Source organism: Eubacterium album, from assembly GCF_025336545.1.
Taxonomy (GTDB): Bacteria; Bacillota; Clostridia; order Lachnospirales; family Lachnospiraceae; genus Eubacterium_U; species Eubacterium_U album.
On the sequence record NZ_JAODBU010000009.1, the window covers coordinates 65,286 to 80,112 of the forward strand.

The following is a 14,827-nucleotide window of genomic DNA, read 5'->3' on the forward strand; positions in this document are numbered from 1 at the left end:
ATTTTATGCAGACAGTCGCACATACCTTATAATCGTTTTTATAACCTCATCAATCACAATCGGCTTTGACAAATGTGCGTTCATTCCTGCATCTAGTGATGCCTGAACATCTTCTGCAAATGAATTAGCTGTCATTGCTATAATAGGAATGTTTTTTCCATCCGGTCTGTCATTCATTGCCCTGATTGCTTTTGCCGCTTCATAACCATTCATTTCAGGCATCATGATATCCATCAGTATTACATCAAATGTGCCTTCCGGATGATTTCTGAAAATCTCAACAGCATTCTTTCCATCCACAGTTCTTTCTACATTCATCCCGAACTCTTCCAACTGCACGGCAGCAATCTCTGCATTCAGTTCATTATCCTCTGCAAGAAGGACATTCACACCTGTAAGATTCACCTTTTCAGAAATACCTGTGTCTGACTTATTACATTCCTTATCTGTAATTTCCAAAGGAATATCCACAGTAAATGTGGTTCCCTCATGCTTTTTACTCTGCACGGAAATGGTCCCACCCATCATATCTACATACTTCTTTACGATAGCCATCCCCAGTCCAACTCCATGGTACTGCGTTCTCACATCGGAATTTTCCTGTGCAAACTCCTCAAAAATTTTTTTTGTAAATTCCTCACTCATGCCAATACCAGTATCCGAAATGCGGTAACGCATATTTATATATCCATCCCCGTCCTTTTCCTGACACCGGGCTTCAAATGTAATCGTCCCTCCATCCGGAGTGAATTTCACGGCATTGCTCAGAATATTGACCAGCACATCACGCAGGCGTGCAGGATCCGCAAGTACATTTGGAATCTTTGCTTCTTCACGCTGAATCTTAAAGTTGATATCCCTGTTCGTAAGAAAGCCTTTTGTAATATCCACTGCAGAATCTGTAATGTTTTTCACATCCGCCGGTACCGGATTGTATTTAACTTTTCCACTTTCTATGCGGGTCAGATCTAATACATCATTGATCAGCGACAGTAAATGCTCTGAGCTTTCGTCAATCTTTTCCAGACAATTTTTCACTTCGTCTGACGGATTGTTTTTCATTGCAATACCGGTAAATCCTATGATTGCATTCATCGGTGTCCTCATATCATGGGACATATGTGACAGAAATGCTGTTTTTGCCTTGTTTGCAGCCTGTGCATGCTCTGCCAGTTCCGCCATTTCCTCAGCTTTCTCCTGGGCCACCTTCTGAGCTCTTTTTCTTGCACTTAGACGCACAATTGTCACAGCCATAGCAGTCAGTAGCCATCCAAAAATAAGAAGAACCCAAACAGTAACAACAGGATGCAGACGTATCCAGTCAACAAGTGTAAGCTCTGTTGCTTTGTATGTGGTATACTGTGCTGCAAGATCTTCAACAAGATTTTTGGGCATGGCATACATTGATTTCGTCAGAATACCAGCCAGCGCATGGTTCTCATTTGATGAAATTACCATACGGTAGGTGAATGTGGGCTGTTCCAGCATAGTATATGTCATGGTGCCCGTAGTGTCACTGTTCACAAACGCCTGTGCCATGTAATAGTAGACGAAGGCAGCATCTGCTTTACCCTTACGGACAGCTTCCATCATTTCCTGTCGGGTACTGCACATCAGTTTTTCTGCACCGGGTGCCATTGCATCTGCAATTGAATTTGCTACTGTCTGGTCAACAGTAGCAACAACATTAATTTTTTCATTAAAGTCACGCCGTGTCACCCTTGCCAGCTGCATCGTAATGAAAGGTGCAGTAATCCCCCATTTTTTCGTCTCAGCATAGTTATCTGTTTCCAAGCGCGCATCGATGCTAATATCTGTAGTATCCTTATTTTTCTGATAGGCAATATACTCATCTCTGGTGGCAGGTGTAAGAAACTCATAGGAAATCCCGGCATAGTCTGCAATTTTACGGAAGTAATCCGGGATAATACCCTTCATCTCACCATTTTCATTATAAGAATATGGATAACGGGTCGGATCACACAGAACATGAAGCGGGTTGTCCTTGGAATACTGTGAAATAATACTTTTTTCTTTCTTGGTATATTCCAGATTCTTAGTTTCTATGCTTTCATAATTTTTATTATGAAGTGTCGTCTTCCAGTCACCCTCAACTGCATTCATCTGGTCGATTGCATAATTGATCTCATTCAGCAATTCTATATTACCTTTTTTAACCATGACATAGAAATCGCTGCTGTCAAATTTATCCACGATACGCTCATTGTTTGTTTTTCTCAGAGAACTAGCAGCAATAGCATCAACATTTCCACTCTGAAGAGCTTCCTCCATCTTTGCTGTCGTATCAAAATAAAATGGATCATATGTAAATCCTTTGTTGCCTGCAAAATCCGCAAAACTCTTTATCTCGGAGCTTCCATTCAAAAATGCCACACGCATACCGTTGTAAGTACTGTAATTGCCATCCACAATCGTGCTGTTGTCACTGCGGGCGGTCAGAATCCCATTATTGGTTCCGATCGGACGTGAAAAATCAAACTTTTCTTCTCTTTCCTGTGTTTTGCGGGGAGATGTTACCATATCAATCTCGCCATCTTCAAGCATCTGCTGCATATCATCCCAGCTCTTATCATATCCGACATATTCGTAATCTACATCCCAATAACGGGCCATCAGCCGAAGAAAATCATAGCCATACCCGCTACGGTTGCCTTCTTCATCCATCACATGATAACCATCCATGGCAAAGAAACCGACTTTGACAGTTTCATGCTGCGAACTGTCCTCGGCTGCATATGCAGTCTGGGGAAAAAATATCATACACACGCATACAAAAGCCAGTAATACTGCCACATATTTCTTTGCTCTCGAAATCATATTAAATCTCCTGTCTGTCAAATATATTTCTCTATACATCTCCTTGTCAACCTCCTAATTTAATAAAATTGCACTGCCGCATCAATATCTTCATCTGAATCTGCCGCCCTGACCGGGTCTGCCAGAAACACAACACAAAGAATTGTCTTACTGCATTTTTTGTTTTAAAACCAATTGCAAAGTATCCTCTATTTTTTTACTGTCAATGGGTTTTGCAATATGTGCATTCATTCCGGCATCTATGCAGTCCCTGATATCATCCTGAAATGCATTCGCTGTCATCGCAATGATTGGTATCTCTTTTGTATCTATACGGTTCAATGTCCTTATCTGTCTGGCTGCTTCTAATCCATCCATTACCGGCATCATGATATCCATAAAAATAAAATCAAATCTGCCTGGAACTGACTGGGAAACAATATCCACAGCCTCCTTGCCATTTTCTGCCGTAGTCACAACCATCTTTTCATATTCCAGCAGCATTTTTGCAATTTCCAGATTTAGCTCATTATCCTCAACTAATAATACACTCTTACCCGACAGATCAGGCTTTTCCACTTTTTTTTGCTGTTCCTTCTCAGCATTATGATCAATCTCAAGTGGTATCGTAACGGTAAACGTTGTACCTACATTTTCTTTACTTTCCAGTTTGATTTTTCCATGCTCTGACAGCCATTTTTGTTCTTCTCCCGTCAGAAAATATACACTGTCCACTGACAGAAACTGCTTATGCAGTTCATCTGCATAATAAGGATCATCATCTGTGATCCTTCTCATAGCATTATCCAGCTCTGTCTTTAAATCAGAATGACTCTGGCCAATCGCAAAATATATTTTTGAACTTCCGAGATTCGTTAAGGCCACCATTCCGTACCCATCTAGACGGGAATCCTCTAACGATACAAAAGCGTCAATTTCTCCGTCTGCAATTTTCTTCAAAGCATCTTCATTATTTGAAACATTGACATGCTGTGTATGCAGATCATATTTCTTTTCCCACTCGTTCAATACCATTTCCGACAGGTAACCCATAAGCACCCCAATCTTTTTCCCATTGAAAGATGCAGTGTCAGAGGATGATATGTCTATATGATCGGGTTTTACATAGACATAATATCTTTCGTCTCCCATTGGAATAGCGGAAAAAAGCATAGTCTCTGCCCGTTCCTCCGTATAAGAGATTCCTTCTATCATATCCAGCTCATCATTTTTTAATTTGTCGAAACAATTTTCCCATGTACAATCTACATATTCATAGTTCCACCCGGTATAACCTGCGATTTTCTGCAGATATTCATAGCCGTATCCGCTTCTTTTTCCATTTCCATTTATCTTATCATATGTATCATCCGGTACACCAATCCTGACAATTTTCTCTTTCTGACTTTCTGCTGCAAAAGCATAGACCGGACAGACTGAAAAAAGGATGCAAATACACAATATAAAAATGATACCCCTTTGCAATACTGATTTATTCATTTTCATTTTTTCTCTCTCCTAGTAAAATTATTATAGTTACGCCTATGAAATAACACCACAAAAAGGCACTGTCAGACAGACAGTGCACCTCATTTTATGCAACTGGCTGCCATTTTACAGGCCCTGTAGCTTTGCGTCCCAGACTTTCATCTGGTTTGCCGATTTCCTTATTATAACTTTTAAACTTATGCAAAAAAACTGGTTTTATTATACTATAGTGCTCTACTGTACTAATCTGTATTTACTGATATCACGCTTTTCACATAAAGATGTTATTTTATCCGCAATATACTTCTCTACCTGCAAGTAACTATACCTCATTTCCACTATTACATGTTCTTATTGTACCTGTAATAATGAAAAAATATTAGTAATCAACTTTGCAAGTATTCATTCCCATTATAGGAAGTATACGGATAAAAAAATATAAAGATACTTTCGTTTCCGCAAAAGTCATTTTCGCTTATATCATTTTTATAATAACACCGACAGTTATGTTTGTCACATAAAAGTTTGAGACCTCAAACAAAAAAATAAGCCTGCCATCATCCGCAGATTTCTCCACAGACAACAGCAGGCTTCCTACTATCTCATCAACTCATTCTCTTTTCTCTGCACTGCCCCATAATCATATCCCGCAGCCTGTAGTCTCTTCTTCCTGTCCTCGCCGTTTTCCCACTTTCCGGCAATAACTTCCTTTGCCACATATTTTGCAGTAATTTCTTCTTTTTCATTCTGGTATCTGATTTTCAGTTTCTTAATCTCTTCATCCATAAATGCAGTCTTTGCTTCCTGCTCCTGTGCTTTATTCACATCCGGCGTGATAATCAGCTGACCATTTTCACATTTCACCTGTACATAATCCCCAAGATGAAATCCCAGTTCTTCCAACCATTTTCCTTTTAATGTAATTGCCGGAACCGTCTCATATTTATAACCGCTCTGTCCACAAACCTTCATATTTCTTACATTTTTCTTTGCCATAGAATTGACTCCTTTCAGATTTGACTAATAGATTTTCAGATAAAAAAAGCTGCTGATACGTTATCTTCTAACGCATCAACAGCTTCTGTCTTGCTTTGTTTCAGTGTATTATTCGGTTTTATTTAGGCTCTTTACCATTTTTAATGCGGTAGTAATCATCCATATCCACGCTGAGTTTTACCGTGGTATCTGGTTTTCGGTTGCTCAAGAGGCACACAGTCTCATCTGTACTTTCGTTGTCCCAATCCACGCCCAATACATTTCTGCCATTCATATATATCGGAAATTTAAACCGGAGACCTTTTAATATTCTGCCATCCTTTTGCTCTTCATCATAGATAAACACATCAGACAGGAAACTCCTCAAAAATGTCTTCTTTTCCAAATCTGTAAATTTATCATACAGCTTATCAAAAAATAAAAGGAACTGATACACATTATCTTCTGAGATTTTGTCCTGCTTTATATTATAAATCCTTGTCGTGACTTCTTCCATGGCATTCTCTATATCCGTAATTTCATCATACAATCTGTCAAGTCGTTCCTGCATATCATTGTACTTTTTATCATAATTCTTATCTGATACGGATAAATGATCCATCTGGTCTGCGAGTTTGTTCTTTGCCCCTGTTGTCTGGTTCAATCTGTCTTTCAGACCATCATATTCTCTGTCAAGCTCTGATGTATCAATACTGCCGCCTATCTGCTTTCTGATTTCTTCCTCAAACTTCGAATTCGTGACAAATTTACGGATTATTTCCTCTACTGCCGCATTTATCCTGTCCTCATTCCACTGTCTTTTATAGGTGCAGCGCTGTCCGTAAACCAATTTTCTATGCTTGCAGGCATAATAAAAATAATCCTTGTAATAAGCTCCGTCCGGATGCTTCTTGCGGTTCACATTTCCATACATACCACTTCCACAGACAGGACATTTGATAATTCCAGATAAAATATGCTCATGTTCAAGGCTGTGCGTTTTTATCTGTAAAACACCTGTCTCCTGACGCTTTCTGTGTGCCTGATTCCACATTTCTTCTGATATGATTGCCTCATGGATTCCATCATTTAACATGTATTCCTTTTGTTTTACGATATGATATTCATTTCTTGTACCCTGAATCTTCTCATTTTTTCTTCTTCCAAATGCAAGCTTACCGCAATATATCGGATTGTCCAGCACACCTTTGACGAATGATGTAGAAAAACCTTCAATTGTGTTATTCTGACGGAGCTTTTTCTTATAACCACTGTTGTTAAGAAATGTAGCTATCGCAGCCATTCTCATCGTTGTAGTGACAAATTTGTCATATATTATGCGGATAATCTCGGCTTCATCTTCTGCAATGATAAGTTCACCATTTACCAGCTGATAACCATATGGTGCAAAACCACCATTCCATTTACCCTCTCTGGCTTTCTGCTTTCTGCCTTCCATTGTCTGGACAAGAATATTCTCACGTTCTATCTCTGCAACCGCAGATAGAACAGATATCATCAGCTTTCCGGCATCCCTGGAGCTGTCAATTCCATCCTCTACACAGATAAGATTAACTCCATAATCCTGCATTTTCTGCAATGATGATAAAACATCTGCTGCATTTCTTCCAAATCTTGACAGTTTAAATACTAACACATAATCAACATCATCTTTAGCATTTTCTATATCCGATAACATCTGTTTAAACTGTGGTCTGCCTTCCACACTCTTACCCAATTTACCCTCATCCGAATATTCCCCGACGATAGTCATTTCCTGATAATCTGCGTATTTCTTAAGCTTGTCATTTTGTGCGTCCAGACTGTAACCATCTACCTGCATGGAAGTGGAAACTCTTGTGTATATATAACATTTCTGCTGTTTTTTCATCAGACGTTATCTCCTTTTTACTTCCTTGGAAACCTCTTTAATGCTTTCAAGATATGCTTTTTCGACTGGTGTCAAAGTAATCTCCTGATATTTTCTGTATTCTGACTTTGCTTTCTCCAATGCCTGTTTATGACTTACAGAACCGGAACCAGTTAAAAGCTTTCTGTTTCCTGATGACAAAACACTATCCAATTGCTTTACATAATCATCCATGTACATAGGTTTATGTTCAATTGCATTAATTTCTGCCAAATCAAAATAACCAGATACAAGATTATTTAATACTTTTAGTTCACTCTCATCCAGATAATTTTTTGCAATTCCTATATCTTTTAATGCTGGTAATTCACCTGAAAATGAAGTAAGGCCCATAAATGGTTTTTGTGCATCAGCACGTTGATATATAACCTCTGCCGCAGTATGACCATGAGCTGCATAGTGAAGTTTATTCTGAACAATTTTAAAGAATCTAACAGACTCTTCGCTATGAGGATTGTAATCTACACTCGTAGCATACAAATCAAGAACCTGACGATACAAGACCTTTTCTGAAGATCTGATATCCCTAATTCTGTCAAGTAACTCTTTCCAGTAATTTCCTCCACCATTTCCTTTCAAACGCTCGTCATCTATCGTAAATCCCTTAATCATATATTCTTTTAACCGCTTTGTTGCCCACTGCCTGAATCTTGTTGCAATTACTGATTTAATACGGTATCCAAGAGAGATAATCATATCTAAATTGTAATAAGTAACATTATATGTTTTTCCATCATCTGCAGTTGTTCGGAATTTCCGAACAACTGAATCCTTATCCAATTCTCCTTCTTCGAATATATGCTTTATATGTTCACTTATATTTGATTTACTGCATTGATATAATTCAGTAAGCTGCTGTTGTGTCAGCCACACTGTATCATCTTCTATTTTAACTTCTATATTTGTCTGTCCATCATCAGTCTGATATATAAGTATTTCCCCATATTCATCGGTTCCAATTTTATCTGCCATAAGCACCTCTCCAATCCATTACTTCTTAGTTGGGACAATAGTGAACACATGTGTTCACTATTGTCCCAACTAAATCTTATCATCATTCCAACCTCTGTTCAACCAAAACTTTTTCCGTTATACAGTGCAAAATAAAAGAGACTCCACTCGCCATGAATGAAGCCTCCTGATATATGTATACATCCTACAGCATATTATCTGCAGGATGCCGGCTGCCTACGCAGCCTTTTTGTCCAGAAGCTGTTTTACCCCACCTAAGTAATAACAGAACCGGTCAAATTGTTTCTGCCTGCTTACTTTCTCGTCATCAATTGAATCCTTGATCATCATACACACCTCTACTTCTTCTTTTATCTCTGGTGCATATTTAATAATCATGTCTGCAAGAAAGCTACAGCAGCGTTCAAAATCCTTGTTCATTGCCAAGCCTCCTTAAAATATTATCTTGTGAATAATTCACAGAACATATTTTATCGCAAGGCTTTTGAAAATGGAATAGATTATACTGAATGGTAGTTTTCAAATATTTCTATCTATCACAAATCAATTCTTTCAAGGTACATATCCTGCGATATAGCCAGAGTCTTCTATGTCTTTTCCTGCTCAAACAATATTCCTTCTTATATATCAGTCCCCAGCGACGGCTAGATACGCATTAGAGATGTCTCCATCCAAATGCTGTTCTAGCATGGGACTTTTCCCTTGAACCCTTTGTTTATTATATGTGGTGGCGCTTTTTGCCCCCCTTTTATCACTTTGGTGGTGCTTTCCGCCCCCACTTTATGATTTTGACGGTGCTTTTTGCCACCACTTTTTAAGTTCTGATTTCATTGTAATCTTGTTTAGATTCCAGATTTCAAAAAACGGGGGGCGCAAAATGGAGCCATTTTTGAATTCCGGGGGGCGCTTTTCGCCCCCAAATAGTGAAAGTGGGGGCACTTTCTGCCCCCACTCAGGATATGTTGCTAAATTACTGTTTAGATTTATCATACATACAAACTGGAATTTTCAAATTAGTCTTTGCAAATAACCTTTGAACCTTCACCATCAATTACAATTCCCTGCCGGTTGTTAATTGGGCATAGATTCAAATCCGAAAACTCAGTCATTATTTTCTCGGTAACTTTCTTAAATGGTGCTGTAAGATAATGCGGAAGAACATAGAAATCAATCAAATCAAGCCCTGCATCATCTTCTTGGGAGTAGTCCTCCGGCTTTTCATCCATTTGCTCGATATATTGGATGCTTGGAGCACATATAATCGCACCTGCCGATTCACCAATCATCAGTTTTTCCTTTGCCAATTCTTTCTTCAACAGCTCATCCGTTCCCGTTTTACGGAGCTGGTCTATAAGGAAAAAAGAATTTCCGCCGGTAAAATATATCACATCCGCATCTTCAAAAACATACTGTATCGTTGAATAAGCCTCCGTTGAAATATCAATTTCAGTTACGATTGCTCCCAACTTTTTGAATAATTTTCGAGCCGAACCGACATAACCGGTGTAGCCTTCACGCAGCGAAGCTGTTGGAATAAATGCGACTTTCTTATTTTCAATTTCTTCCTTTATCAGACTTCCTACACTTGAAAAATGCGAACATAAAAATAGTTTCATCAATATTCTCCTTTATAAACTCCGATTTTCTTAATTCTACAAACTTTAATTTTACTTAGTAACTATGACTTTTCCTTCAGAATCCAGAAGAGGTGTAATACCAGCCCCGTATCCAGATTTCCAACAAAGATAATTAACTCCAGTCTCCTTATCTACAAGAATTTGTCGAATCCCTTCATCTTTAAGCGAACTTCCATCTCTAAATATAACTTCAAATCTTTCTTCTTTCTTCGCCATGTTTATTCCTCCTCGTTAAGCATTAAATACCGATTTATCAAACACTTTTTATTTCCGCTGAATCATCTTAAAATGCTCTAATGCCTCAACAATCGCATCCTCTTTCTCCTTCGGACACTGTGGTTGCCTTGTATCTTTTGACTTAGGTAAATTAAAGTTCTCTCCAACCTCAATACCATACTTTCTCTTTATCTGAGCAATATACAGGTTAGATACCTTCATCCCATCATAATGCTCTGCCACGTAGGACTTAATCTCCTCATATGTCGCCTTACTTTCTGCCGAAGTAACATCTAACTCATCCATATTCAGTCTCACATTCACATGATGCTTCGCTTCATGAAGTTTGGACAAAAGACATACAGTCTCCACATGCACGGTCTGCGGGAACATATCTACCGCACAAGCTTTTTCAACCTTGTATCCATGCTCCTGCAAAATTACTAAATCCCTTGCAAGACTCGTTGGCTTACAGCTAATATATACAATTCTGTCTACGCCGAAATCAATTATCTTTTGTAAAGCCTTTGGATGAATACCATCTCTTGGTGGGTCAAGAACTATTAAATCCGGCTTGTCCTTGATATCATCAATAACTTTTAGCACATCCCCTGCAATAAATTCACAGTTGTTAAGTCCGTTTAATTCAGCATTTTCTTTTGCAGCTTCTACCGCCTCTGCAACAATTTCAACCCCTACAACTTTTTTTGCAACAGGAGCAAGAATCTGTGCAATTGTTCCTGTACCGCTGTAAAGGTCAAATATCATTTTATCATTAGTGCTTCCAACATACTCTCTTGCCTTTGAATAAAGGACTTCAGCCCCTAAAGAATTTGTCTGGAAAAATGAAAATGTTGAAATCTTAAATCTAAGTCCCAATAATTCTTCATAAATTACATCTTCACCATAAAGTACTCTTGTCTCATCACTTTGAACCACATCAGCCAGACCATCATTTATAATCTGGAGTACACCTTTAAGTTCGCACTCTAAATCAAGTTTACATAACTTATCAATTAAAATATTATAATCTGCCGCTGCCTCGCCGTTTGCATCCGATGTTGTAACAATACTCATTATAATCTGATTTGTTTTTACACCACGTCTAATAACCAAATGTCTAAGGTATCCTTCGTGTCTCATTTTATGATAAAATTTTACATTTCTTTCTGCAAAATGTTCTAATACACAAGTCAAAATTTTGTTGTAATCTTTATTTACAATTTTACATTCCTTTGCCGTAACAATATCGTGGAAACTGTCTCTTTTATGTAATCCCAATGCCAAAGGGCCATCTTTATATTCATCTCCAAATGAAAATTCCATCTTATTTCTGTATTCCCACTGAACAGGGCTTTTGAGGATTCCTTCAAATTCATAATCTTTATTTGTAATTACTCCATCTAAAATATTCTTAACCATTTCTTTTTTCAAATTAGTCTGATTTTCATAATCCATTGTCTGGTAAGAACATCCGCCACAATCCGCAAAATGTGGGCAAAGTGGTTCTGCATTTTCAAGTGGTGACTTTTCAAGCACTTCTTTTAAACGTCCAACACATTTGCCTGAACGCTTCTTTGAAACTACAAAACTTACTTTTTGGCCCGGAATAGTTCTTTTAACTAAAGCTACACCTTTCTCACCACAATCTACTGTTCCTTTATTTGGAAAATCTATTTTTTCTACCACTCCCTGGTATTCCATTCCTTTTTTCATTTATTTATCCTCTATCTGCTAATATTTTAATGATGCCAGGGGCACAATATGAGCATAAAAGTGGGATAATTCCCACGATATGCGAATATTGGATAGGATTGTGAGAGTGCATAGCACGGAACAATCCGTAGGCATCAAAATCACTACTTTTAATCTCACATGAGCTTAATCATAATTTGGTTCTTTTGCCCCGACATCATTACAAAATAAGTCCACATACACAATTCGGTCAAATGCTATACATTCCAATTGTTATATGTGGACTTAACTTATTCATCGGTTATTGTTTAAAAAACAAATCTACATGACCTGCCATTCACTATGGCGTAACGATTTATTCTTCCACAAAATCACTTTCATCTTCTTCATCATCTTCAAATAAATCATCGAAATCATCTTCAAAGTCATCATAATAATCTTCTGTAATTTTATTGTAAATTGCATAAGCTACTCCGGCAATTGCTGCCACTACTGCAAGCACTCCAAGTACGATTCCAACTATCTTAACTACGTCAGACTTCTTTTCTTCTTTGCCGATAATCTTGCCAATCTTAACTCCCTTGATTAATTCGTCCATATCCGTACTCCTTTCACTACAAGTTATATTTCATAAGAATAGTATATCATTTTAGTGCTGTTTTTACTACAGTTTTTTAAGTTTTGCAAATGAAGCCATCATAATTTTCTGACCTGCTTTGTCAAATGCTACCGTAACCTGATAATCTTTCGGACCATCCTCAATATTAAGCACTGTTCCTTCACCAAACTTAATATGTTTTACTCTGTCTCCAACTACATAATCAACCGGCTGTTTTGTAATTGTAAATGATTTACCAAATGCAGGTTTTGTGCTAGGTTCACCATACGAAGATTTCTTAAATGGCTTATTTCTAAATGCATTCTGACTTGCTCTGCTCGCATTTCCAAATTCCTCTTTCTTAGGAATCTGTCCTGCTGCGACTCTGTCTGTTACATTTTTACTATTAATAAGATGTGTTGGTATTTCCTTTATAAATCGTGAAATAATATTATATCTTGTTTCTCCATGAACCATACGTCTCTTTGCATAACTAATTACAAGATTTTCCTTTGCTCTTGTAATTGCAACATAACACAGACGTCTTTCTTCTTCAATTTCACTTTGGTCTTCGGCACAAATTGCTGAAATTCCCGGAAATAATCCTTCTTCCATTCCACATAAAAATACATTAGGAAATTCAAGTCCCTTTGCACTATGTATGGTCATAAGGACAACATAGTCACTATCCTCATCAAGACTATCTATGTCCGCTACCAAAGCAACGTCTTCAAGAAATCCTGCCAAATCCGGATTTTCTGTTGTTGATTCATATTCTACAACCTTACTTATCAATTCTTCTATGTTCTCGATTCTTGCCTTGCTTTCGTCTGTATTTTCCAAAACAAGTTCTGTCACATATCCTGTATCTTCAATAATCTTATCTACTAATTCTTTTATTGAATGCTCCTGACTGTACTCTCTTAATTCTTCAATAAAATCAGTAAATTTCTTAATCTTTGCTGAAGCTCTGCTAAGTTCAGGATTCATATATGCAAGTTCTAACGCATTATACAAATTAATGTTATGGTCAACTGCATATGCCTGCGCCTTTCCAATAGAAGTAGCTCCGATTCCTCTCTTTGGAACATTAATAATTCTTGCTACAGCAATATCATCCGTAGAATTATTTACTGTTTTCAAATAGCACAAAATGTCTTTAATTTCTTTACGCTGATAGAAATTCTGTCCGCCGATAATCTTATAAGGAACATTTGCCAAAAGAAGTTTTTCTTCTAATGTTCTTGACTGAGCATTAGTTCTATATAGGCATGCAAAATCACTGTATTTATAGTTTCCTGCATTCACTTTTTTTCTAATTTCTTTCGCAACCATGTTAGCTTCATCATAAGCATCTTCCGCCTGATACAAATCAATCTGCGTTCCTTCTTCATTGTCACTCCACAATGTTTTGTCTTTTCTTCCCTGATTGTTTGCAATTACTCCATTTGCGGCAGCTAAAATATTCTTTGTAGAACGGTAATTCTGCTCTAACTTGATAACACGTGCATTTTCAAAATATTTTTCAAATGAGAGAATATTTGTAATATTCGCTCCTCTAAACTTATAAATAGATTGGTCATCATCACCTACAACACACAAATTTCTATATTTTGATGCAAGAAGGCGAATCAACTGAAACTGTGCTGTATTTGTATCCTGATACTCATCTACCATAATGTATTTAAATCTTTCCTGATAATAATCCAGCACATCTGGAAATTTCTTAAATAATTCTACTGTTTTTACAATTAAATCATCAAAATCTAAAGCATTATTTTTCTTAAGCTGAACCTGATATTCAAGATAAATCTTAGCAACTGTATTTTCTCTCAAATCACCTTTTGTTATCTCTATTGCACGTTCAGGACTTATGAGTTCATCTTTATAAGAAGAAATCTTTCCTGCCACAGCTCTTTCTTTGTAAAATTTAGAATCTAAATTCATTCTTTTTACAATATCTTTTATCAGACTCTTCTGGTCATCTGCATCGTAAATTGTAAATCTATTATCATATCCTAAAAATTCAATATGTCTTCTCAAAATTCGTACACATGTAGAATGGAATGTACTTACCCATATCTGATCAGCACCAAATCCAACTATGTTGTTAATTCTTTCACGCATTTCTGATGCAGCCTTATTTGTAAAAGTGATTGCCATAATATTCCATGGCGAAACACCCTTTTCTTCTATAAGATAAGCTGCTCTATGTGTAAGCACTCTAGTCTTTCCACTTCCTGCACCGGCAAGAATAAGTAACGGTCCTTCCGTGTGAAATACCGCCATCTGTTGCATATCATTTAATGTATCATATCTGCTCATAAATATACCTTTTTCCTTATTTTTATATTCCACTTAGGCAAACTTTTATATACTTCTGCTATCATATCATATTTTCTAAAAAAATCGAACATATTTTCTGCTATTTGTAATAAATTTTATTTGTAGTTTTCATTACTATGTATTATAATATTTTTTGTACATAAGGAGGTATAT

General features: G+C 37.2%; 11 protein-coding genes and 1 riboswitch. All 11 genes read right to left on the reverse strand.

Translation table 11 applies throughout. The annotated features are described in order from the left end of the window. Window positions 1-3: 3 nt before the first annotated feature. The 11 genes from N5B56_RS10320 to pcrA all read right to left on the reverse strand — a co-directional run bounded on the left by N5B56_RS10320 (window position 4) and on the right by pcrA (window position 14,653). Complete coding sequence (locus N5B56_RS10320) at window positions 4-2,877, reverse strand: ATP-binding protein (protein WP_260978883.1); 2,874 nt, start codon at window positions 2,875-2,877, stop codon at window positions 4-6. A gap of 108 nt (window positions 2,878-2,985) precedes the next feature. Next, window positions 2,986-4,323 carry a response regulator gene (locus tag N5B56_RS10325; protein WP_260978884.1) on the reverse strand — a complete coding sequence of 446 codons (1,338 nt, stop codon included), beginning with the start codon at window positions 4,321-4,323 and terminating at the stop codon, window positions 2,986-2,988. Between the two features lie 88 nt (window positions 4,324-4,411). Then, window positions 4,412-4,487, reverse strand: a riboswitch (cyclic di-GMP riboswitch). 415 nt (window positions 4,488-4,902) lie between these two features. After that, on the reverse strand, window positions 4,903-5,301 hold the full coding sequence (locus N5B56_RS10330; RefSeq protein ID WP_260978885.1) for a SymE family type I addiction module toxin: 399 nt from the start codon (window positions 5,299-5,301) through the stop codon (window positions 4,903-4,905). A gap of 118 nt (window positions 5,302-5,419) precedes the next feature. Beyond that, window positions 5,420-7,171 carry a recombinase family protein gene (locus N5B56_RS10335; RefSeq protein WP_346432197.1) on the reverse strand — a complete coding sequence of 584 codons (1,752 nt, stop codon included), beginning with the start codon at window positions 7,169-7,171 and terminating at the stop codon, window positions 5,420-5,422. 6 nt (window positions 7,172-7,177) lie between these two features. Further along, complete coding sequence (locus N5B56_RS10340; RefSeq protein WP_055176168.1) at window positions 7,178-8,182, reverse strand: virulence RhuM family protein; 1,005 nt, start codon at window positions 8,180-8,182, stop codon at window positions 7,178-7,180. Between the two features lie 216 nt (window positions 8,183-8,398). Further along, window positions 8,399-8,602 (reverse strand): hypothetical protein, encoded by a 204-nt coding sequence (locus tag N5B56_RS10345; RefSeq protein ID WP_260978886.1) that lies wholly within the window; start codon window positions 8,600-8,602, stop codon window positions 8,399-8,401. A gap of 593 nt (window positions 8,603-9,195) precedes the next feature. Beyond that, window positions 9,196-9,798, reverse strand: a complete 603-nt coding sequence (locus N5B56_RS10350) for a peptidase E (RefSeq protein ID WP_260978887.1) — start codon at window positions 9,796-9,798, stop codon at window positions 9,196-9,198. A 51-nt stretch (window positions 9,799-9,849) separates the two neighbouring features. Next, window positions 9,850-10,035: a DUF6440 family protein gene (locus N5B56_RS10355; RefSeq protein WP_055267402.1), complete on the reverse strand. Its 186-nt coding sequence runs from the start codon at window positions 10,033-10,035 to the stop codon at window positions 9,850-9,852. 48 nt (window positions 10,036-10,083) lie between these two features. Further along, entirely contained in the window at window positions 10,084-11,751 is a 1,668-nt protein-coding gene (gene rlmD, locus N5B56_RS10360; RefSeq protein ID WP_260978888.1) for a 23S rRNA (uracil(1939)-C(5))-methyltransferase RlmD, read from the reverse strand. A 334-nt stretch (window positions 11,752-12,085) separates the two neighbouring features. Beyond that, window positions 12,086-12,328, reverse strand: a complete 243-nt coding sequence (locus N5B56_RS10365; RefSeq protein WP_022088953.1) for a hypothetical protein — start codon at window positions 12,326-12,328, stop codon at window positions 12,086-12,088. Window positions 12,329-12,394: 66 nt separating this feature from the next. Further along, on the reverse strand, window positions 12,395-14,653 hold the full coding sequence (pcrA, locus tag N5B56_RS10370; RefSeq protein ID WP_260978889.1) for a DNA helicase PcrA: 2,259 nt from the start codon (window positions 14,651-14,653) through the stop codon (window positions 12,395-12,397). Window positions 14,654-14,827: the final 174 nt, after the last annotated feature.